This is a genomic window from Micromonospora sp. HM134 (genome assembly GCF_007833915.1).
Taxonomy (GTDB): Bacteria; Actinomycetota; Actinomycetes; order Mycobacteriales; family Micromonosporaceae; genus Micromonospora; species Micromonospora wenchangensis.
Genome location: NZ_CP041061.1, coordinates 817,597 through 838,912, shown reverse-complemented (window position 1 = coordinate 838,912; position 21,316 = coordinate 817,597). Strand labels below are relative to the sequence as shown.

Genomic DNA, 21,316 nt, shown 5'->3' with positions numbered 1-21,316 from the left:
ACCCCAGGCGTCCGTCATGACGGGCCGGCGGGTCGACTCGCCGCCGGTTCCGCCGGGGCGGTGACCTCGCGTACCGGCACCCGCGCCGCCGCGACGTCGACCGGTGCGGCGGCAGCGGCGGACCCCCGGCGCGGCTCCGGCAGGCGGGCGGCGGAGACCGCGACCCGGGACACCCGACGCCCGTCGAGGGCGAGCACCCGCAACAGCCACCCGTCGGCCGGGGACGGATCGTCTCCCGAGGTGACCGGGACCTCGTCGCCGGCCACCGGGAGCCGGCCGAGCGCCGCCATCACGTACCCGCCGACCGTCTCGTACGGGCCGGCGGGCAGCGGCACCCCGGTCCGCTCGGCGAAATCGGCCAGGTTGAGCCGACCGTCGACCACGGCGGGCAGGCCGGCCGACGCCGGTTCGGGCGGGCCCGCGTACTCGTCGTGGATCTCCCCGACCAGTTCCTCGATCAGGTCCTCGCAGGTCACGATGCCGGCGGTGCCGCCGTACTCGTCGACCACCACGGCGAGGTGGTGGCCCTCGCGGCGCATCTCGGTCAGCGCGGCGAGCACCCGCTTGCTGCCGGGCAGCCGCTTCACCTCGCGGCTCAGCCGGCCCACCGTGGTGGCCGGGTCCAGGTCGGGGCGGAGCAACACGTCGCGCAGGTGGACGAAGCCGACCACGTCGTCGTGGGTGCCGTCGACCACCGGGTACCGGGTGTGCGGGTCGATCCGGACCAGGCGCTCGGCCTCGGCGAGGGTCAGCCCGGCGGCGAGGAAGACCACCTCGGTGCGGGGCATCATCACCTCGCGCACCAGGCTGGCCCCGGCGACCAGCACCTCGTCGATGATCCGCCGTTCGTCCGGGTCGAGGACGGTGTTCGCGGCGACCAGGTCACGCAGCTCGTGCTCGCTGATCCGTTCCCGACCGGCGGTGGGGCTGGCCCCGAGCAGGTCGGTGACGAGCCGGGTGGCGCCGTCGGCGGCCCGGACGACCAGCCGCGCGACGCTGCGGGCCACCGGCCCGGGTACGCGTCGGCTCCGCCCCGGCGCGCGTCTCCGGGGCCCGGGACCACCCGCTTCCCGCATGGAAGTGATGGTAGGGCCGGCGGACCCGGCCGGTGGGCAATGTGCGGATCTGTTCAATCATGAAGGTTCATGATGGAATGAGGGTGACCCCCGACGCACAGCGCGGCGACAGCACCCGGCCGTAGGGTGATCACGAACGGCCGCAGCGGGCGCGGCCAGGCAGGAGGACCGACGTGAAACTGCTCGTCACCGGCGGTGCCGGCTTCATCGGCAGCGTGGTGACCCGGATGCTGCTCGACGCCGGCCACCGGGTGACCGTCCTGGACGACCTGCGCACCGGGCACCGGGCGGCACTGGCCCCTGACGCCACCCACGTCGACCTGCCCGTGCACGAGGCCGCCCGGGTGCTCACCCCCGACGCCGGCTTCGACGGGGTGCTGCACTTCGCCGCGCTGATCGCCGCCGGCGAGTCGATGGTCCACCCCGAGCGGTACTGGCACGCCAACACGGTCAGCTCGATCGCGCTGATCGACGCCGTCCGGGCCGCCCGGGTGCCGCGCCTGGTCTTCTCCTCCACCGCCGCCGTCTACGGCAACCCGGTCGAGCTGCCCATCCCGGAGACCGCCGTCAAGGCCCCCACCAACACGTACGGCGCCACCAAGCTCGCCGTCGACCTGGTGCTCACCTCCGAGGCGACCGCACACGACCTCGCCGCCGTGTCGCTGCGCTACTTCAACGTCGCCGGGGCGTACCTGCGCGACGGCCTCGCCATCGGCGAACGGCACGACCCGGAGACGCACCTCATCCCCATCGCCCTCGACGTCGCCGCCGGCCGCCGGGAGAAACTCCAACTCTTCGGCGACGACTACCCCACCGTCGACGGCACCTGCGTCCGCGACTACATCCACGTGGAGGACCTGGCCCGCGCCCACCTGCTGGCGCTCACCGCCGCCGTGCCCGGCCGGCACCGCATCTACAACCTCGGCAACGGCAGCGGCTTCACCAACCGGCAGGTCGTCGACGTGGTCCGCGAGGTCACCGGCCAGCCGGTGCCGGTCGAGACCGCCCCCCGCCGCGAGGGCGACCCGGCCGAACTCGTCGCCTCCTCGGCGCTGGCCCGGCAGGAACTGGGCTGGGTGCCCGAGAAACCCACCCTCACCGACATGGTCGGCGACGCCTGGGCGTTCTACCGCGCGCACGTGCTGGAGCAGTCGTGACGGGCCGGCCCGACGTCGCCGACCGCGCCACCGCCGGCTTCTCCTCCGGGTACGACGCGACGCCCGCCGGACGCTGGGCGGCACCCGGACGGGTCAACCTGATCGGCGAGCACACCGACTACAACGACGGGTTCGTGCTCCCCTTCGCCCTGCCACTGCGTACCGTGGTCGCCGCCGACCCGCAGCCCGGCGAACGCTGGACGGTCCGCTCGGAGATCGCCGACCGGCCGGTCGACTTCGGGGCCGCCGAGGCCGACTCCCCCGGCCGGGTCACCGGCTGGGGCGGCTACGTCGCCGGGGTGGTCTGGGCCCTGCGCGAGGCCGGGCACGCCGTCCCCGGCGCGCGGCTGGCCATCGCCTCGGACGTGCCGCTCGGCTCCGGGCTCTCCTCCTCGGCGGCCCTGGAGGCGGCGGTGCTCGCCGCCCTGGCCGACCTGGGCGGGCTGGACCTGCCCGCCGAGCGCCGGCCCCGGCTGGCCCAACGCGCCGAGAACGGCTACGTCGGCGCACCGACCGGCATCATGGACCAGTCGGCGGTGATCCGCTGCCGCGCCGGCCACGCCCTGTTCCTCGACTGCCGGGACGAGTCCGTCGAGCACGTCCCGTTCGATCTCGACGCCGCCGGCCTGGCCATCCTGGTGATCGACAGTCGCGCGCCACACCGGCACGCCGACGGCGAGTACGCCTCCCGCCGCGCCGCCTGCGAACGGGCCGCCGACCTGCTCGGCGTGCCCGCCCTGCGCGACGTGCCGGTCGCCGACCTCGACGCCGCCCTGGCGCGGCTGCCCGACGACGAGACCCGGCGCCGGGTCCGGCACGTGGTCACCGAGAACCAGCGGGTGCTCGACACCGTCGCCCTGCTGCGTGCCGGCCGGGTCGCCGAGATCGGGCCGCTGCTGACCGCCTCGCACGCCTCCATGCGGGACGACTTCGCGATCACCGTCCCCGAGGTCGACACCGCCGTCGAGGCGGCGCTCGCGGCCGGCGCGCTCGGCGCCCGGATGACCGGCGGCGGCTTCGGCGGCTGCGTCCTCGCCCTGGTCGAGGCGGCGGCTGCGGAACCGGTGGCGGCAGCCGTCCGGGCCGCCTACGCCGAACGCGGCTTCGCCGCCCCCGACACCCTCACCGCCCTCCCCGCCCCCGGCACCGCCCGCCTCCCCTGACCTACCCCTGCCCCGCGCCTTGCCCCGGCCCGCCCGGCCCCGCGCCTTGCCCCGGCCCGCCCGGCCCCGCCCCGTCCCCGCCCGGTCTCGCCCGGTGATCAAGAGGTTCACGTCAACCCGCCAGCGAAATCTGCCCCAAACCTCTTGATCACCGAGCCACAGCCGGGCGGCCGGGCGAGTTGGCGCGCTGGGGCGCGGTGATCAAGAGGTTTGCGTCATCCGCCGGGCGGAAACTGACGCAAACCTCTTGATCACCGAGAGCCGGCGGGGCCGGGGCGCGGCGCAAGCGCCGGGAGGGAGGGATCGGGGTGGGTCAGGCGGTGTCGACGATCATGCCGGCGGCCACGGTGCGGTTCGTGGACTCGTCGATGATGATGAAGCCGCCCGTGGTGCGGTTACGGCGGTACTCGTCGGCCAGCAGCGGGACGGTGGTCCGCAACCGCACCCGGCCGATCTCGTTGAGGCGTAGCTCGCTGGCGGTCTCGTCACGGTGCAGGGTGTTGACGTCGAGGCGGTAGTACAGGCCGCGCACGATCGTCCGCGCCGAACGCGTGGTGTGCTTGATGGTGTACTTGCCGCCGACCTGGAGCGGGCGGGTCTCGTCCATCCAGCAGACCATCGCCTCGATGTCCTGCGAGACAGCCGGGGCGTTGTTCGGCCGGCAGATCATGTCGCCGCGCGAGATGTCGATCTCGTCGTCGAGGCGGACGGTGACCGACATCGGGGGGAACGCCTCGTCGACCGGGCCGTCGGCGGTGTCGATGGCGGCGATCCGGCTGGTGAACCCGGACGGCAGGACCATCACCTCGTCGCCGGGCTTGAGCACGCCGGAGGCGACCTGCCCGGCGTAACCCCGGTAGTCGGTGACGGTGGTCGACTGGGGGCGGATCACGTACTGCACCGGGAACCGCACGTCGACCAGGTTCCGGTCCGAGGCGATGTGCACGTGCTCCAGGTGGTGCAGCAGCGACGGCCCCTCGTACCACGGCATGTTCTCCGACCGGGTGACGATGTTGTCGCCACGCAACGCCGAGATCGGCACGACGGTCAGATCCGGCGCGTCGAGTTTCGCCGCGAAGGAGGTGAACTCGTCGGCGATCCGTTCGAAGACCTCCTGGGAGAAGTCGACCAGGTCCATCTTGTTGACGCACAGCACCAGGTGCGGCACCCGCAGCAGCGAACACAGGAACGCGTGCCGCCGCGACTGCTCCACCAGCCCCTTGCGCGCGTCCACCAGGATCAACGCCAGATCGGCGGTGGACGCGCCCGTCACCATGTTGCGGGTGTACTGGGTGTGCCCCGGGGTGTCGGCGATGATGAACTTGCGCCGGGGGGTGGCGAAGTACCGGTACGCCACGTCGATGGTGATGCCCTGCTCCCGCTCGGCCCGCAGACCGTCGGTGAGCAACGCCAGGTTGGTGTACTCGTCACCCCGGGCCGCGCTGACCGCCTCCACCGCCGCCAACTGGTCGGTGAACAACGACTTCGTGTCGTACAGCAACCGACCGATCAGGGTCGACTTCCCGTCGTCCACACTGCCCGCCGTCGCGAACCGCAGCAGATCCATCGGTCGGGCCTCGACCTCGGGTGACACCGTCTCGGCGCTCATCAGAAGTAGCCCTCCCGCTTGCGGTCCTCCATGGCGGCCTCGCTGACCCGGTCGTCGCCCCGGGTCGCCCCCCGCTCGGTGATCCGCGTCGCGGCCACCTCGTCGATCACCTTCTCCACCGTGTCGGCGTCCGAACGCACCGCCGCCGTGCACGACGCGTCGCCCACCGTCCGGTACCGCACCCGGGCCTTGAACCGCTGCTCACCCGCCCGGGGCCGGAAGAACTCGTTGACGGCGTAGAGCATGCCGTCGCGTTCGACCACCTCACGGTCGTGCGCGTAGTAGATCGACGGCAACGGCACCCGCTCCCGGGCGATGTAGTGCCAGATGTCCAACTCGGTCCAGTTCGACAACGGGAACACCCGGATCGACTCACCCGGATGATGCCGACCGTTGTACAACGACCACAACTCCGGCCGCTGGTTCTTCGGATCCCACTGCCCGAACTCGTCCCGGAACGAGAACACCCGCTCCTTCGCCCGCGCCTTCTCCTCGTCCCGCCGCGCCCCACCGAACAACGCGTCGAACCGGTGCTTCTCCACCGCGTCCAACAACACCGGCGTCTGGATCCGGTTCCGCATCCCGTCACCCGACTCACGGACCGTCCCGGCCGCCAGGGCGTCGGGCACGCTCGCCACGACCAGGTGCAGACCCAGCTCGGCGACCCGCTGGTCGCGGTAGTCGAGCACCTCGGGGAAGTTGTGCCCGGTGTCGACGTGCATCACCGGGAACGGGATGTTGGCCGGGGCGAACGCCTTCTGCGCCAGCCGCAGCATCACGATCGAGTCCTTGCCACCGGAGAAGAGCAGCACCGGCCGCTCCATCTCGGCGACCACCTCACGCATCACGAAGATGCTCTCCGCCTCCAACTCGTCGAGCTGGGAGACCTGGTAGAAGCGGCCGGGGGCGGTCATGCCACGGGCTCGATCGGCGCGGATCCGTACATGGATTCCAGACCTTTCCGGTCGGACAAATCAAAAACAGCGCTCAGGCTACCCGGAATGCCTCTGCAGCGCTGCAAGCAACCGGCTGGCGAGATCCTTGCGGCAGACCAGCAGGTCCGGCAGGCGCGGATCCGCCTCGTTGTATCTCAGCGCAGAACCGTCGATTCGGGAAGCGTGCAGCCCGGTGGCCGTCGCCACAGCGATCGGGGCCGCCGAGTCCCACTCGTACTGGCCGCCCGCGTGGATGTAGGCGTCCACGTCACCGGTCACCACCGCCGCGATCTTCGCCCCCGCCGAACCCATCGGCACCAACTGGGCGCCCACGTCCTCGGCCAGGGCGGTCAGGAACGCCGGCGGCCGGCTCCGACTCGCCGCCAACCGCAGCGTACGGTCACCCGTCGTGGCCGCCTCCACCGTCATCGGCGGGTACGCCGGCGGATAGTCCGTGCCCAGCACCCGGTGCTGCGCCGGCAACCCCACCGCCCCCGCCACCAGCCCGTGCGGCGTCGGCGCGTTACGCGCCCAGAGCGCCACGTGCACCGCCCAGTCGGCGCGGCCCTCCTCGGAGAACTCCCGGGTGCCGTCCAACGGGTCGATGATCCACACCCGGTCGGCGGTCAACCGGGACACCCCACCCGCGGTGTCCACCAGCCGCGACCCCTCGTCCTCCTCGGAGAGGACGGCGTCACCGGGCCGCCACTTCGCCAGCTCGCTGCGGATCAGGTCGTGCGAGACCTTGTCCCCGGCCGACTTCAACGCCGCCGCGTCCGCGAACCCCATCTCGGCGCGCAGCTCCAGCAGGGCCTGCCCGGCCCGGTCCGCCAGCCAGCGGGCGAACGCGCCGTCGATCATCGGAGGACTGCCCACGAACTCGCTCCCGTCGCCTACCACGGCCCGCGCGGGGTCGCGCGCCACGCCAGAACGCGCAGACTACCGCCAACGCGAGCGCGCCACGAGTACGCCCCCCGCGACTCAGGCCCCGTGGTACGCGTTCTGGGTCGGCTCGACCCCCTTGGTGACCACCGACTCCACCACGTCAGCGGCCCGGTCCACCAGAAACTCCAACTCCTTGCGCTCCGCGGTGCCGAAATCCGACAGCACGAAATCCGCCGGGTCCTGCCGCCCCGGCGGCCTGCCGATGCCGAACCGCACCCGCACGTAGTCCTTCGTCCCCAGCGACTTCGACATCGACCGCAGACCGTTGTGCCCGCCCTCGCCGCCGCCCAGCTTCACCCGCAGCTGCCCGTACGGGATGTCCAGCTCGTCGTGCACCGCGATCACCCGGTCGGCCGGGATCTTGTGGAACTGGGCCAGCGCGGCCACCGGCCCACCCGACAGGTTCATGTACGTCTGCGGCTTGAGCAGCACCAGCTTCGGCCCACCGAAGCCGATCCGCCCCTCCGCGACGTCCGCCACCACCCGCTTGTACCGCCCGAACCGCCCACCCAGCCGTACGGCGAGCAACTCGGCGACCATGAAACCGACGTTGTGCCGGTTCCCGGCGTACTCCCGACCCGGATTGCCCAGGCCGACCACCAGCCACGGCCCCGTCTCGTCCGTCACGTCCCGTACCTCCCGCTCGCCGTCTGCGCGCCGCCGCTGCCCCGATACGCCGGCAGGCGCCCCCGCGACGGGAGCGCCTGCCGTGAACGATGCGACCGGTCAGGCCTCGGTCTTCGCCTCGGTGCTCTCCTCGCCCTCGGCGGCCGGAGTCTCGGCGCCCTCGGCGGCCTCCGCACCCTCGGCGGCCTCCTCGGCCTCCGTCGCCGGGGTCTCGACCTCCGGCAGGGTGGCCTCCAGCTGCTCGGCGGTCGGGGCGGCGGTCACCGAGGCGACCGTCTGCTCCGCGTCGGCGGCCAGCTCCACACCCGCGGGCAGCTCGACGTCGGCGGCGGTGACCTGGCTGCCGGCCTCCAGCCCCTCGATCGACGCCTCCAGGTGGTCCGGCACCTTGGTGGCGTCGGCGGTCACCGAGAGGGTGTCGTGGTCGTGCACGATCAGGGTGTCCCGCGCGGCCTCACCGGTCAGCTGGACCGGAACCTCGACGGTGACCTTCTCGCCCCGACGGACCAGCAGCAGGTCCACGTGCTCGAAGCTGTCCCGGATCGGGTCACGCTGGATCGCCTTCGGCAGCGCCAGCACCTGGGTGCCGTCGCTGACCTCGATCGCGAAGAGCTGGTTGGCGCCGCCCTTACGGATCGCGGCGGCGAACTCCCGCGCCGGGAGCGCGATGTGCTTGGGCTTCTCGCCGTGACCGTACAGCACGGCGGGCACCTTGCCGGCCCGACGGGTACGACGGGCACCACCCTTGCCGAACTCCGTACGGGGCTCGGCGCTGATCTTTACCTCGGACACGGGGAAACTCCTGATGCTAACGCTACGGCGGCTTGTCGTCTGGCGGTGCTGGGGCGAGGGGCTCGCTTGGGGCTCATGCGTCATGAACGACTGCCCGGAGCACCGCGTCGATGACGGTGCCTCCGTGCGGCGCTCGATCAGCGGCCCGCCGGGCACCCTCGCCGTGGCAACCGCACCAGTCTACCCGAGGTCTTTCCGCGCCTTCCGGCAGTCCCCCGGTCCGCGCGTCAACTCAGGCCACCGAAGAGGGTTGTCACCGACCCGTCGTCGAAGACCTCCCGGATCGCCCGCGCCAGCAACGGCGCGATCGACAGCACGGTGAGCTTGTCCAACTGCTTCTCCGGCGGCAACGGCAGCGTGTTCGTCACCACCACCTCGGTGATCGGGCTGTTCTTCAACCGCTCGGTCGCCGGGTCGGACAACAGGGCGTGGGTGGAGGCCACCACGATCTCCGCCGCACCGGACTCCTTGAGGATGTCCGCCGCCTTGGTGATCGTCCCACCGGTGTCGATCATGTCGTCGACGATCAGGCAGACCCGGCCCTCGACCTCGCCGACCACCCGGTTCGCCACCACCTGGTTGGGCTTCAACGGGTCCCGGGTCTTGTGGATGAACGCCAACGGGCAGCCACCGAGGCGGTCCGTCCACCGCTCCGCCACCCGCACCCGGCCCGAGTCCGGCGCCACCACCGTCATCGGCCGGCCGGCGAACTTGTGCTCCACGTACTCGGCGAGGATGTCCATCGCGAACAGGTGGTCCACCGGGCCGTCGAAGAAACCCTGGATCTGCGCGGTGTGCAGGTCGACGGTGAGGATCCGGTTCGCGCCGGCCGTCTTGAGCAGGTCGGCCACCAGCCGCGCCGAGATCGGCTCCCGGCCGCGGTGCTTCTTGTCCTGCCGGGAGTACGGGTAGAACGGCAGGACCACGGTGATCCGCTTCGCCGAACCCCGCTTCAGCGCGTCGATCATGATCAGGGTCTCCATGACCCAGGTGTTGACCCCGTGCGTGACGGACTGCACCACGAAGGCGTCCGAACCACGCACCGAGTCCCGGAACCGTACGAAGATCTCACCGTTGGCGAACTCGTACGCGTCGGAAGGGGTCGGCGCTACACCGAGCACCTCACCGATCTCCTTGGCCAACTCCGGAAAGCCACGTCCGGAAAAGAGCATCAGGCTCTTGCGGTTTTCGGCGACGATGCTGCCCATGGGCCCGTCTGCTCCCGTTGGTCGGTGGTGCCCGGCGGCGGTGGGCCGGGGCTATTCGGTTGCAGTATGCCCCGACCACGGCGACCCTCACACCGTCTCGGCACCCCCGTGGATTGCCTCACCTTCACTTGCCGACGCCGGCCCACCCGACGCATCCTCACCAGCCGTCCGGGCCTGCTCGGCGGCCCGCGCGGAGACCGTGCCCGGCCGGTTACGCAACACCCACCCCTCGATGTTGCGCTGCGGTGCCCGGGTCACCCCCAACGCCCCCGGCGGCACGTCCTGACTCAACGCGCTGCCCGCCGCCACGTAGGCCCCCGCGCCCACCTCGACCGGCGCGATCAGGTTCGTGTCGCAGCCGACGAACGCACCGTCACCGACCACCGTGCGGTGCTTGTTCACCCCGTCGTAGTTCACGAAGATCGTCGCCGCGCCGATGTTCGCCTTCGCCCCGATCGTCGCGTCCCCCACGTACGACAGGTGCGGCACCTTCGCGCCCGGCCCGACCTCGGAGTTCTTCACCTCGACGAACGTGCCCACCTTCGCCTTCTCGGCCAGCCGCGCCGCCGGCCGCAGGTAGGCGTACGGGCCGACGCTCGCCCCCGCGCCCACCTCGGCGCCGGTGGCGTGGCTGCGCAGCACGGTCGCCGCCGCCCCCACCACCGTGTCGATCAGCGTGACGTCCGGCCCGACCACCGCCTCGGCCCCCACCACCGTGGCCCCCCGCAACTGGGTGTTCTGGTCGAGCACCGCGTCCCGTCCGACGGTGGCGGTCACGTCGATCCAGGTGGTCGCCGGGTCGAGGATCGTCACCCCGGTCCGCATCCACGCCTCGTTGACCCGGTCCCGCAGCAGCCGGCGCAGCCCGGCCAACTCCACCCGGTCGTTGCAGCCCAACGTCTCGACGTGGTCGGCGGCCACGTGCACACCCACCGGCTCACCGGCCGACCCGAGCAGCCCGAAGACGTCGGTGAGGTACTCCTCGCCCTGGTCGTTGTCGGTGGAGAGCTTGCCCAGCGCGGCCCGCAGCCGGGCCAGGTCGAAGGCGTAGATGCCGGCGTTGATCTCCCGCAGCGCGCGCTGGGCGGGGGTCGCGTCACGCTCCTCGACGATCTGCTCCAGCCGGCCGGCGGCGTCCCGGACGATCCGCCCCAGCCCGGTCGGGTCGGGCACCTCGGCGGCGAGCACCGTGGCCGCCGCGCCCTCACCCTCGTGCGCCGCGACCAGCGCGTCCACCGTTTCGGTACGCAGCAGCGGCACGTCCCCGTTGATCACCACGACGGTGCCGGTGGCCTCCGGCACCGCGTCCAGCGCGATCCGTACGGCGTGTCCGGTGCCGAGCTGTTCGGCCTGGAGCACGGCGGTGGCGTCCGGGGCGACCTCGGCCAGGTGGGCGCGGACCTGCTCGGCCCCGTGCCCGACCACCACCACGGTCCGGTCAGCGCGCAGCGGGCCGGCCGCGGCCAGCACGTGACCGAGCAGCGTCCGGCCGAGCAACGGGTGCAGCACCTTGGGCAGCGCCGACTTCATCCGCTTGCCCTCCCCGGCGGCGAGCACGACGACGGTACGGCGGTGGGGCTGGGACACGGGTGGGCTCCCGTCGGGGAAGGCGACAGTCTCGCCGCCATGCTAACCAGACTGTGGGGACACTTCGCCCCTTACCCCGATCAGGGAGGAGGTGACGGACGGCTCGGCCGCCAGGGTTCGAACCTGAAACACGGGTACCAAAGACCCGGGTGTTGCCAATTACACCACGGCCGAATGTGACGCAAGACAGCTTAGCGCCTCCCCCGGGCGACCCCCACCCCTATGTGATCTCTCCGGTGAGTGCCGCGACGACACCCTCGATCTTCCAGTACAGCTCCCGGCTCCTCGGCACGTCGACCACGAGGCAGCCGTGGTAACTCTCGCCGGTGTTGTGCCGCGTCGTCGGCTGGTGGCGCTTGATGGTGGGCCGCCGGAACCGGTGCGGTGGCAGATCCAGGGTCTCGGCCCACCAGCGCTGCGCCGCCGCCGCATCGGCCGACTCGTGGATGCTCACCCGGTAGGTGGGCACGTCCCGTTCGACCCCGCAGGCGGCGAGGAAGCGGAGGAACAGCCGGAGCAGCCCGGCGTCGGTGTTGACGAATTGCACATGATCGTGACGTCGCCAGGGCTTGGACTTGGTGCCCTCGCACCAGTAGAGGGCCGCGCCGAGCAGCAGCACCTCGCGGTCGGCGAGTCGCCCCACCGTCTCCCGCATCCGGCTGTGCACCTCGGCCTGCGCGGCGTCACGTGTCGCGCGGTACGTCGCCCACCGGTCGTCGTTCATCGCCCTAGCCCGCGCCCGCCGTCGCGCCGCGCCCTCCTCGTCCGGGTCGAGGGGGAGGTGGCGTACCCAGAGGTAGGCGGTGGACTTCGCGACGCCCAACCGGGCCGCGATGTCGCCGACCGAGCGGCCCTCGCCGCGCAGTGCCACCGCCGCCGCGCGCAGGTCGTCGCGGGCGGCGGGTCGTCGGGTGCGGGCCGGGGGCGCGCCGTCGCGCAGCAGCGCGTACACCCGGTTGCGGCCGAGGCCGGTGCGGGCCTGGATCTGCCGGACGGAGAGCCCCTCGCCGGTGCGTAGCCGGCGCACCTCGGCGGCCGTCGGATCGGTCATGACCGGCAGGTTAAGACGACCGTATGACACTGCACTCATTCACGTGCGCCACTGTTCACTCCACTGTGGCCGGCCCGTAAGTTACGGTGACGTAGGCGTATCCGATCGCTGCGAGGTGCCATGTCGACCACCCTGCGGGACGCCGGTGCCGCCGGCCCGAAGCCGCTCACCCAGGGTCCCCAGTCGCGGGGCATCCTGATCGCCCTCTGGGTCTTCGTGGTGGTGCCGTTCCTGGCCCTGCTCGCCGCCGTGCCGGTGGCCTGGGGCGGCTGGCTGCACGCGACCGACGTGCTCGTCGCGGCCCTCTGGTACGTGGTGTCCGGGCTCGGCATCACCGTCGGCTACCACAGGTACTTCACCCACGGCGCGTTCAAGGCCCGCCGCCCGGTCCGGGTGGCCCTGGCGGTCGCCGGGTCGTTCGCGGTGCAGGGCGAGATCATCCAGTGGGTGGCCGACCACCGGCGGCACCACGCCTTCGCCGACCTCGACGGCGACCCGCACTCCCCCTGGCGGTACGGCGAGAGCGTGCGGGGCCTGGCCAAGGGGTTGTTCCACGCGCACCTGGGATGGTTGTTCGGCCGGGAGCTGTCCAACCGGGAGCGGTTCGCGCCGGATCTGCTCGCCGACCCGGACACCCGCCGGGTGGACCGGCTCTCGCCGCTGCTGGTGGCCGTCTCGCTGCTCGGCCCGGCGCTGATGGGCGGGCTGCTGACCTGGTCGTGGGCCGGCGCGCTGAGCGCGTTCTTCTGGGGCGGGCTGGTCCGGATCGCCCTGTTGCACCACGTGACCTGGGCGATCAACTCGGTCTGTCACGTCTACGGTGAGCGGCCGTTCGCGATGCGGCCGGGCGACCGGGCGGCCAACTTCTGGCCGCTGGCCCTGCTGTCGTTCGGGGAGAGCTGGCACAACCTGCACCATGCCGAGCCGACCAGCGCCCGGCACGGGGTGCTGCGCGGGCAGTGGGACCCGTCGGCCCGGGCGATCTGGTTGCTGGAGCGGGCCGGCGCGGTGCACGACGTGCGGTGGCCGAGGCCGGAACGGGTGGCGGCGAAGCGGGTGCGGGAGCCGCTGCGGCGCTGAACCCGGCGGTGCCCCGGGGTGTCACCTGGCAGGATGGCCAGGTGACCGAGACAGACGGGCACGACCGGAGCATTCCACGACAGGGCGTCACCGAGCGCCGGCGAGGTGACGAGATGGCGCAGCCCCCGGGTGGGGAGAACACCGGCACACGACGGGCGGCGCCGGCGGCGGGCGCGAAGCCGGCGGCACGGGTACGGATGTCGGCGGCGCAGCGGCGCGAGCAGTTGATCGCGATCGGCCGGCAGGTGTTCGCCGAGAAGGGGTTCGACGCGACCTCGATCGAGGAGGTGGCGGCGCGGGCCCGGGTCTCCAAGCCGGTGGTCTACGAGCACTTCGGCGGCAAGGAGGGCCTGTACGCGGTGGTCGTCGACCGGGAGGTGCGGGCCCTGCTGGACCGGATCGCCACGGCGTTGACCGCCGGCCACCCCCGGGAGTTGCTGGAGCAGGCGGCCTTGGCGCTGCTGGGCTACATCGAGGAGGAGACCAGCGGGTTCCGGGTGCTGGTGCGGGAGTCGCCGTTGATGTCGGCGGCCGGCAACTTCAGCAGCGTGATGAACGACGTGGCGCACCAGGTGGAGCACATCCTGGGGGCCGAGTTCTCCAGCCGGGGTTACGACCCGAAGCTGGCCGAGTTGTACTCGCAGGCGCTGGTGGGGATGGTGGCGTTGACCGGGCGCTGGTGGTTGGAGGTCCGTCAGCCGCGCAAGGAGACGGTGGCGGCGCACCTGGTGAACCTGGCCTGGAACGGGTTGTCGCACCTGGAGGCCCGGCCGGGTCTGATCACCGGACGGCCGGGTGGCTGAGCGGCGGGTCAGCGGGCCGGGTGGAGGCGGTCGGCGCGTTCCTGGGCGGCGTGCTCGTCGGTGCCGATCTTGTCGTACAGGCCGGTGGCGAGGAGCAGCAGGCCGAACAGCAGCGAGACGATCACCGTCGACATCGAGAAGTTGAGGATGTTGGCGCGGGTCTGGAGCACGCTCATCATCGCGATGCCGGTGACCATGAAGACCACCCCGGCGGTGAGGTTCATGATGTGCCCGAGGTTGCCGCGCCGGGACGCCCCGATGATCAGGACGACCCCGAAGACGACCGACACCAGCGAGAACGCCAGGTTGGTACGCAGGCCCAGGGCCCAGTGGCTGCCCCGGGCGAACAGCGGCTCACCCCAGGTCTGCACGACGCCGAATACGCCGAAGACCAGGATGTAGAGGCCGACGAGGCCGGCGAAGACCCGGTACAGCGGGCGGGCCGGATGGTTGACCGGAAAGTGCGCCATGGCCCCTCCCTGCGCGGACGACGTGTCGGGACGATTGTCTCCCGTCGCGCCGCCCGGCGTCGGAGAAACGCCAGGTCACGCCGCATCCCGGCCCGCACGCCGGAGCGGGTCAGAGCACCAGGCGGGCCTTCTGCCAGGCTTCCTTCTCGTCCTCGGTGCCGACCTTGCCGTACATGCCGACCATCAGCAGGACGAGGCTGAGGGTCATCAGCACGATCACCGTGAGGATGCTGAAGTTGACGACGTTGGCCTCGGTCTGGAGGAAGGCCAGGCCGGCGAGGCTGATCACCATCAGGGTGTAGGACAGCCACTGGTTGATCGCCACGTCAAGGTTGCGGCCGATCACCGTGCCGACCAGGATGACCACCCCGAACAGCACGGACAGCAGCGAGAACCCGAGGTTGGTGCCCTGGCCGAGGACCTTGGTGTCGTCCTGGGCGAAGAAGTCGTTGCCGGCGCTGGCGATGACGCCGAGCACGCCGAAGACCACCAGGTAGAGACCGATGAGCCCGCCGATCGCCCGGTAGACCGGCCGCGCGGGGTGGTTGACGGGGGTGTGGGCCATGACTGTGTCTCCAACGCCGTTCGAGGTGAGGGTCGCCGACGATTGTCCCGTACGGCGGGGTGTGACGCCGCACACGGGGTCGTCCCCGGTCTACAGGGGCGGGATCTCGTCGGCGAGGGTCAGCCAGGTCTCCTCGGTCCGTTCCCGTTCGGCGCGTACCTCCTTGAGCTGCGCGTCGAGGTCGGCGACCCGGGCGTAGTCGGTGGCGTGCGTGGCGAGCTGGTCGAGGAGGGTGGCCTCCTTCTGGTCGAGCTTGCCGATCTGTCGTTCCAGCCGGGTCAGCTCCTTGCGGGCCTGCCGGGCCTCGGCGGCGGACATGCCGCCCGTGGCCGGGGTCTCGGGGCCGGTGGCGGGGCCGGGTGTGGTCCGGGCCGGACCCGGGTCGGCGGCGCGGGCCAGGTACTCGTCGACGCCGCCGGGCAGGTGCACCAGCCGGCCGTCGCCGAACATCCCGTACGCGGCGTCGGTGACCCGTTCGATCAGGTACCGGTCGTGGCTGGCCACGATGATCGTGCCGGGCCAGGAGTCGAGCAGGTCCTCCAAGGCGGCGAGGGTGTCGGTGTCCAGGTCGTTGGTGGGTTCGTCGAAGAGCAGCACGTTGGGCTCCCCGGCGAGCAGCCGGAGCATCTGCAACCGGCGGCGTTCCCCACCGGAGAGGTCGCCGACCGGGGTCCAGAGCCGCCGGTCGTCGAAGCCGAACACCTCGGCGAGCTGGGCGGCGGAGATCTCCCGGTCGCCGAGCTGCACCCGGCGGGCGACCTCCTCGACGGCCTCCAGGACGCGCAGGTGGCCGGGGAGTTCGGCGAGTTCCTGGGAGAGGAACGCCGGCTTGACGGTGGAGCCGGTGTGGAACCGGCCGCCGTCGGCGCGGGTGATGCCGGCCAGCAGCCGCAGCAGGGTGGTCTTGCCGGCCCCGTTGCGGCCGAGGATGGCGATCCGGTCGCCGGGGCCGACCTGCCAGGTGGTGTCGTGCAGGATCTCCTTGGGGCCGGCGTGCAGCCGGACGTGCTCCAGGTCGTACACCTGCTTGCCGAGCCGGGCGGTCGCCATCCGCTGCAACGACATGGTGTCGCGCGGCGGCGGCACGTCGTCGATGAGCGCGTTGGCCGCGTCGATGCGGAACTTCGGCTTGGAGGTGCGGGCGGGCGGGCCGCGCCGCAGCCAGGCGATCTCCTTGCGGAGCAGGTTCTGCCGGCGAGCCTCGGTGGCGGCGGCGACCCGTTCCCGTTCGGCGCGGGCCAGCGTCCAGGCGGCGAAGCCGCCCTCGTAGGCCCGGACGGTCTGGTCGGCGACCTCCCAGGTGGTGGTGCAGACCGCGTCGAGGAACCAGCGGTCGTGGGTGACCACGACGAGCGCGCCCCGGCGGCCGACGAGGTGCCGGGCGAGCCAGTCGACGCCGCCGACGTCGAGGTGGTTGGTGGGCTCGTCGAGGATGAGCAGGTCGGACTCGCGGACCAGCAGGGCGGCCAGCGCCACCCGGCGGCGCTCGCCACCGGACATCGGGCCGACCGGCTGGTCGAGGCCGAGGTGGGGCATGCCGAGGCCGTCGAGGATGCCCCGGACGCCGGCGTCGCCGGCCCACTCGTGTTCGGCGCCCATGCTCTCGCCGAGCCAGGCGGTGCCGAGCACCACGTCCCGCACGGTGGCCTCGGGGGTCAGGGTGAGGGCCTGCGGCAGCCAGAGCACCCGCAGGTCGCGGCGGTGGGTGACCCGGCCGTCGTCGGGGTCCTCCTGCTTGGTGAGCATCCGCAGCAGGGTGGACTTGCCGGCGCCGTTGAGGCCGACCACGCCGATCCGGTCGGCGTCGTCGAGGCCGAGCGAGACGTCGGTGAGCAGCGGCCCGGCGGCGCCGTACCCCTTGGACACCCGGTCCAGGTTGACGATGTTGGCCACGGTCCCACCTTTCATGATCAAGGCGTCCCGGTGCCGGCGGGCACCTCGGGACGCCTGGGTCAAGGGTACGCGGACACCCGGGCCGTCCCGAACGCCCGGTGATCAGCTCAACGGAGGCGATGTTGCGGTATCCGGCGGTGGGGACAGCGCAACATCGGCTCACATGCGCAGGGCCGGTAGGGGTCAGCCGATGCGGGCGCCGGGGACCGGGCCGTGGGCGACCCGGGTTTCCCGGCACACTCCGGCGGCCTGCAGCTCGGTGGCGATCCGTTGCGCGTCGGTGGCGTCCCGGGCCAGGAAGACGCAGGTGGGGCCGGAGCCGGAGACGATACCGGTGAGCGCGCCGGCGGCCTCCCCCGCCTTCAACGTGTCGGCCAGGGCCGGGCGCATCGACAGGGCGGCGTCCTGGAGGTCGTTGCCGAGGCAGCCGGCGAGCACCCGGGGGTCGCGTTGACGCAGCGCGCCGAGCAGGCCGTCGGTGCTGCCCAGCGGGGGGCCGGCGGTGCCGGCGGCGCGCAGCCGGTCGAGTTCCCGGTAGGCGGCGGGGGTGGACAGGCCGCCGTCGGCGACGGCCACCACCCAGTGCCAGGAGGTGGGGCGGGCCAGCACCGGGCTGACCGCCTCGCCCCGGCCGGTGCCCAGCGCGGTGCCGCCGTGGATCAGGAACGGCACGTCGGAGCCGAGATCGGCGGCGATCCCGGCCAACTCGTCGCGGGACAGCCCGGTGCCCCACAGGGCGTCGCAGGCGACCAGCGCGGCGGCGGCGTCGGCGCTGCCCCCGGCCAGCCCACCGGCGAGCGGGATCTGCTTGCGCAGGTGCAGCCGGGCGTGCGGCAGCACCCCGGCGTAGCCGGCGAGGGCGTGGGCGGCGCGGATGGCCAGGTTGGAGTCGTCCAGGGCCAGCTCGCCGGCGCCCTCGCCCTCCATGGTCAGGGTGAGCGTGTCGCCGCGTCGGGCGGTCAACTCGTCGTAGATCGAGATCGCGTGGTAGACGGTGTTCAGCTCGTGGTACCCGTCCCGGCGCAGCGGGCCCACCCCGAGGTGCAGGTTGACCTTCGCGGGGACCCGGACCCGCACCGGGCCGCTGCTGCCCCGCCGCTGTTGGTCGTCGTCGTCCGGTCGCCAGGCCTCGGTCACCGGGTGACGTCCCGCCGGCACGGGCGGATGTCGAACGGCATCTCCACGATCAGCTCCTCGGCGGAGTCGGCGGCCGGCGGCGTACCGGCCGGCAACCAGGTCGTACGCGCAGGTGCGGCGTGTCCCTCGGCGGGCACGGCGTCAGCCTACTGTGCGGCGGTGGCGACGGTCGGAGCCGACGCGGCGATCGCGGCGAACTGCTCCACGGTGAGTGACTCCCCGCGTGCTCCGGGGTCGACCCCGGCGGCGGTGAGCGCCGCGGCGGCCCGGTCGGGGCCACCCGCCCAGCCCGCCAGCGCGGCCCGCAACGTCTTGCGGCGCTGGGCGAACGCGGCGTCGACCACGGCGAAGACAGCCTGCCGGGGCACGTCGTCGCGGGGTGGTTCGCGGCGGGTGAAGGCGACCAGGCCGGAGTCGACGTTCGGCACCGGCCAGAACACGTTCGGTGGCACCCGGCCGGCGGCCCGGGACCGGGCGTACCAGGCGAGCTTGACCGACGGGATGCCGTACACCTTGGAGCCGGGACCGGCGACCAGCCGGTCGGCGACCTCCTTCTGCACCATCACCAGGCCGTGCCGCAGGGTGGGCAGCTCGGCGAGCAGGTGCAGCACCACCGGCACGGCGACGTTGTAGGGCAGGTTCGCCACCAGCGCGGTGGGCGGCGGGTCGGCCAGCTCGGCGGCGGTGATCCGCAGCGCGTCGGCCCGGTGCACGGTGAGCCGGGCGGCGGCGTCCGGGCCGGCGTGCGCGGCGGCGGTCTGCGGCAGCGCGCCGGCCAGCACCGGGTCGATCTCCACCGCGTGCAGGTGCGCGGCGGCCGGCAGCAGGGCCAGGGTGAGTGAGCCGAGGCCGGGGCCGACCTCCAGCGCCACGTCGTCGGGGGTGAGCCCGGCGGTGGTGACGATCCGGCGGACGGTGTTCGGGTCGTGCACGAAGTTCTGGCCGAGCTTCTTGGTCGGGTTGACGCCGAGGCGCGCGGCGAGTTCCCGGATCTCCGCCGGGCCGAGCAGGTCTGCGGCCATAACCCGACAGGGTACGGGCCGCCCGCGCACCGACTCAGCCGACCGGTGGTTTCGCCTCGGCGGCGAAGTGGCAGGCGGCGATGCTGCCGCCGGGCCCGGCCAGCAGCGGTGGTTCGCCGGTCCGGCAGAGGTCGTGGACGATCGGGCAGCGGGTGTGGAACCGGCAGCCGGCGGGTGGGTCGACCGGGCTGGGCGGGTCGCCGGCCAGGGTGACCCGTTGCCGGCCGCGCTGGGACGGGTGCCGCACCGGCACCGAGCCGAGCAGGGCCCGGCTGTAGGGGTGCGCGGGCTGCTGGTAGACGGCGGCGGCGGGGCCGATCTCGGCCAGCCGGCCCAGGTACATCACCGCCACCCGGTGTGACACGTGCCGCACCACGCCGAGGTCGTGGGCGATGAAGACCAGGGTCAGCCCGAGCCGTCGTTGGAGTTCGGCGAGCAGGTTGACCACCTGGGCCTGCACCGACACGTCGAGCGCGGAGACCGGTTCGTCGCAGACCACCACCCGGGGTTCGGTGGCCAGGGCGCGGGCGATGCCGATGCGCTGACGTTGCCCGCCGGAGAACTCGTGCGGGAAGCGGTGCATCATCTCCGGGGCCAGGCCGACCAGTTCCAGCAGCTCGGCGACCCGGTCCCGGCGGGCGGCGGCACCCCGGGCCAGCCGGTGCACGTCGAGCGGTTCGGCCACCAGGTCGAGCACCGGCAGTCGCGGGTTCAGCGAGGTCAGCGGGTCCTGGAAGACCATCTGCACGGCGCGGCGCAGGTCGCGGCGGCGGGTGCCGCGGGCGGTGGCGACGTCCGAGCCGGCGTAGCGGACCGTGCCGGCGTCGGGGCGTTCCAGCCCGACCAGCATCCGGGCCAGGGTGGACTTGCCGCATCCGGACTCGCCGACCACGCCGAGGGTCTCCCCGGCGGCGACGCTCAGGTCGACCCCGTCGACGGCGTGCACCCGGGCGGACCGGCCGGTGCCGCGACCGGCCCGGTAGGTCTTGCGCAGGCCGGTGGCGACCAGCAGCGGCTCGCCGGTCGGGGCCGGGGGGCGGGTCGCGGTGGGTGACTCAGACGGTGGCATCGACGTCCTCCTCGGCGTGGTGGCAGGCGGCGGTCCGGCCGGGGTGGGCGAGGGCCCGGCGGGGTGGCCGGTCCGCGCGGCACCGGTCGTCCGCCCGGAGGCAGCGGGGGTGGAACGCGCATCCGGTGGGCAGCGCCAGCAGGTTGGGTGGGCTGCCGGGGATGGGCCGCAGCGGTTCGCCGGGGTCGGCCAGGTCGGGGACGGAGCGCAGCAGGGCGGCGGTGTACGGGTGGGCCGGCGCGTCGAGCGTCTCGGTGACGGTGCCGGTCTCCACGATCCGGCCGGCGTACATGACGGCGACCCGGTCGGCGAGTTCGGCGGCGACGCCGAGGTCGTGGGTGATGAGCAGGACGCCCATGCCGAGTTCCCGGCGGAGCCGGTCGATGAGGTCGAGGATCTGCGCCTGCACGGTCACGTCGAGGGCGGTGGTGGGTTCGTCGGCGATCAGCAGCCGGGGGCCGAGGGCGACGGCCATCGCGATCAGGATTCGCTGCCGCATCCCGCCGGAGAACTGGTGCGGGAAGTCGCGGACCCGGCGCTGGGGGGCCGGGATGCCGACCAGTCGGAGCAGTTCCACTGCCTCGGCGCGGGCGGCCCGCCGGGACGCGCCCCGGTGCAGCCGGAACACCTCGCCGAGCTGGTCGCCGATGGAGAGCACCGGGTTGAGCGCGGAGAGCGCGTCCTGGAAGACCAGGGCCATGGTGCTGCCGCGCAGGGACCGGACGTGGTCCGGGTCGCCGGTGGCGACGTCGTGGCCGGCGACCCGGATCTCCCCGGCGTCGACCCGGACCCCGCCGGAGTCGAGCAGGCCCATCACCGCCCGGGCGGTGACCGACTTGCCGGAGCCGGACTCGCCGAGCAGGACGAGCACCTCGCCGGCCGCGATGTCCAGGTCGACCCCGCGTACGGCGGGCACGTCGCCGCGGCGGGTGGTGAAGGTGACGTCCAGCCCGCGGACCCGCAGCGCGGCGTCGGTCGGGACGGTGGCCGGCGCGGGACCGGCTACTGGCTGTGTTGATCGTCGAGCCACTGCGGCCCCCTGGTTTCCGGCAGATTTCCGGGCGTAACGACTTCTGGCACCGATCCGGCGATCGCCGCCGGAGTTGCTCAGGATATTGACACGTTGC

At 72.8% G+C, this 21,316-nt stretch carries 21 protein-coding genes and 1 tRNA gene; 4 read left to right on the top strand and 18 right to left on the bottom strand.

Features of this window, described 5'->3' with window-relative positions; all coding sequences use genetic code 11:
• Window positions 1-14 precede the first annotated feature (14 nt).
• A complete protein-coding gene (locus tag FJK98_RS04125) occupies window positions 15-1,076 on the bottom strand; it encodes a hemolysin family protein (protein ID WP_145917831.1) in 1,062 nt (353 codons plus the stop codon).
• Between the two features lie 227 nt (window positions 1,077-1,303).
• Here FJK98_RS04125 and galE point away from each other — a divergent pair, with 227 nt between their 5' ends.
• Both galE and galK read left to right on the top strand, forming a co-directional pair.
• Window positions 1,304-2,233: a UDP-glucose 4-epimerase GalE gene (gene galE, locus FJK98_RS04120; protein ID WP_240762910.1), complete on the top strand. Its 930-nt coding sequence runs from the start codon at window positions 1,304-1,306 to the stop codon at window positions 2,231-2,233.
• Entirely contained in the window at window positions 2,230-3,396 is a 1,167-nt protein-coding gene (galK, locus tag FJK98_RS04115) for a galactokinase (RefSeq protein ID WP_145917829.1), read from the top strand. Before galE ends, galK begins: the two co-directional genes overlap by 4 nt.
• Window positions 3,397-3,709: 313 nt before the next feature.
• On the opposite strand, the gene cysN is transcribed toward galK, so the two are convergent.
• The 9 genes from cysN to FJK98_RS04065 all read right to left on the bottom strand — a co-directional run bounded on the left by cysN (window position 3,710) and on the right by FJK98_RS04065 (window position 12,150).
• Entirely contained in the window at window positions 3,710-5,005 is a 1,296-nt protein-coding gene (cysN, locus tag FJK98_RS04105) for a sulfate adenylyltransferase subunit CysN (RefSeq protein WP_145917828.1), read from the bottom strand.
• A complete protein-coding gene (gene cysD, locus FJK98_RS04100) occupies window positions 5,005-5,919 on the bottom strand; it encodes a sulfate adenylyltransferase subunit CysD (RefSeq protein ID WP_145917827.1) in 915 nt (304 codons plus the stop codon). The genes cysN and cysD overlap by 1 nt, the downstream gene beginning before the upstream one ends.
• A gap of 78 nt (window positions 5,920-5,997) precedes the next feature.
• On the bottom strand, window positions 5,998-6,801 hold the full coding sequence (locus tag FJK98_RS04095) for a 3'(2'),5'-bisphosphate nucleotidase CysQ (protein ID WP_145922560.1): 804 nt from the start codon (window positions 6,799-6,801) through the stop codon (window positions 5,998-6,000).
• A 120-nt stretch (window positions 6,802-6,921) separates the two neighbouring features.
• Window positions 6,922-7,512 carry an aminoacyl-tRNA hydrolase gene (gene pth / locus FJK98_RS04090; protein WP_145917826.1) on the bottom strand — a complete coding sequence of 197 codons (591 nt, stop codon included), beginning with the start codon at window positions 7,510-7,512 and terminating at the stop codon, window positions 6,922-6,924.
• 99 nt (window positions 7,513-7,611) lie between these two features.
• Entirely contained in the window at window positions 7,612-8,304 is a 693-nt protein-coding gene (locus FJK98_RS04085; protein ID WP_145917825.1) for a 50S ribosomal protein L25/general stress protein Ctc, read from the bottom strand.
• A 227-nt stretch (window positions 8,305-8,531) separates the two neighbouring features.
• Window positions 8,532-9,512: a ribose-phosphate diphosphokinase gene (locus tag FJK98_RS04080; protein ID WP_145917824.1), complete on the bottom strand. Its 981-nt coding sequence runs from the start codon at window positions 9,510-9,512 to the stop codon at window positions 8,532-8,534.
• Between the two features lie 87 nt (window positions 9,513-9,599).
• Window positions 9,600-11,042 (bottom strand): bifunctional UDP-N-acetylglucosamine diphosphorylase/glucosamine-1-phosphate N-acetyltransferase GlmU, encoded by a 1,443-nt coding sequence (gene glmU, locus FJK98_RS04075; RefSeq protein WP_240762908.1) that lies wholly within the window; start codon window positions 11,040-11,042, stop codon window positions 9,600-9,602.
• A gap of 159 nt (window positions 11,043-11,201) precedes the next feature.
• Window positions 11,202-11,273 (bottom strand) — tRNA-Gln (locus tag FJK98_RS04070).
• Between the two features lie 46 nt (window positions 11,274-11,319).
• A complete protein-coding gene (locus tag FJK98_RS04065) occupies window positions 11,320-12,150 on the bottom strand; it encodes a helix-turn-helix domain-containing protein (protein WP_145917822.1) in 831 nt (276 codons plus the stop codon).
• A gap of 120 nt (window positions 12,151-12,270) precedes the next feature.
• Here FJK98_RS04065 and FJK98_RS04060 point away from each other — a divergent pair, with 120 nt between their 5' ends.
• Together FJK98_RS04060 and FJK98_RS04055 are read left to right on the top strand one after the other, a co-directional pair.
• Entirely contained in the window at window positions 12,271-13,230 is a 960-nt protein-coding gene (locus tag FJK98_RS04060) for an acyl-CoA desaturase (protein WP_145917821.1), read from the top strand.
• A gap of 113 nt (window positions 13,231-13,343) precedes the next feature.
• Window positions 13,344-14,033 (top strand): TetR/AcrR family transcriptional regulator, encoded by a 690-nt coding sequence (locus FJK98_RS04055; RefSeq protein WP_145917820.1) that lies wholly within the window; start codon window positions 13,344-13,346, stop codon window positions 14,031-14,033.
• A gap of 8 nt (window positions 14,034-14,041) precedes the next feature.
• Here the strand turns inward: FJK98_RS04055 and FJK98_RS04050 are convergent, their stop codons facing one another.
• From FJK98_RS04050 to FJK98_RS04020, 8 genes are all read right to left on the bottom strand, one after another.
• Window positions 14,042-14,503: a DUF4383 domain-containing protein gene (locus FJK98_RS04050; protein ID WP_145917819.1), complete on the bottom strand. Its 462-nt coding sequence runs from the start codon at window positions 14,501-14,503 to the stop codon at window positions 14,042-14,044.
• A 109-nt stretch (window positions 14,504-14,612) separates the two neighbouring features.
• Window positions 14,613-15,068, bottom strand: coding sequence for a DUF4383 domain-containing protein (locus tag FJK98_RS04045; RefSeq protein ID WP_145917818.1), 456 nt, complete (start codon window positions 15,066-15,068; stop codon window positions 14,613-14,615).
• 90 nt (window positions 15,069-15,158) lie between these two features.
• Entirely contained in the window at window positions 15,159-16,961 is a 1,803-nt protein-coding gene (locus tag FJK98_RS04040; RefSeq protein WP_145917817.1) for an ABC-F family ATP-binding cassette domain-containing protein, read from the bottom strand.
• Between the two features lie 183 nt (window positions 16,962-17,144).
• Window positions 17,145-18,098: a 4-(cytidine 5'-diphospho)-2-C-methyl-D-erythritol kinase gene (locus FJK98_RS04035; RefSeq protein WP_145917816.1), complete on the bottom strand. Its 954-nt coding sequence runs from the start codon at window positions 18,096-18,098 to the stop codon at window positions 17,145-17,147.
• Window positions 18,095-18,235, bottom strand: coding sequence for a hypothetical protein (locus FJK98_RS33070; RefSeq protein WP_168222380.1), 141 nt, complete (start codon window positions 18,233-18,235; stop codon window positions 18,095-18,097). Before FJK98_RS33070 ends, FJK98_RS04035 begins: the two co-directional genes overlap by 4 nt.
• Before the next feature lie 9 nt (window positions 18,236-18,244).
• The gene (rsmA, locus tag FJK98_RS04030; RefSeq protein WP_145917815.1) at window positions 18,245-19,120 is read right to left on the bottom strand and encodes a 16S rRNA (adenine(1518)-N(6)/adenine(1519)-N(6))-dimethyltransferase RsmA; all 876 of its coding nucleotides are present in this window, start codon (window positions 19,118-19,120) and stop codon (window positions 18,245-18,247) included.
• 34 nt (window positions 19,121-19,154) lie between these two features.
• Window positions 19,155-20,189, bottom strand: coding sequence for an ABC transporter ATP-binding protein (locus FJK98_RS04025; RefSeq protein WP_145917814.1), 1,035 nt, complete (start codon window positions 20,187-20,189; stop codon window positions 19,155-19,157).
• The gene (locus FJK98_RS04020; protein WP_240762602.1) at window positions 20,176-21,219 is read right to left on the bottom strand and encodes an ABC transporter ATP-binding protein; all 1,044 of its coding nucleotides are present in this window, start codon (window positions 21,217-21,219) and stop codon (window positions 20,176-20,178) included. The genes FJK98_RS04025 and FJK98_RS04020 overlap by 14 nt, the downstream gene beginning before the upstream one ends.
• Window positions 21,220-21,316: the final 97 nt, after the last annotated feature.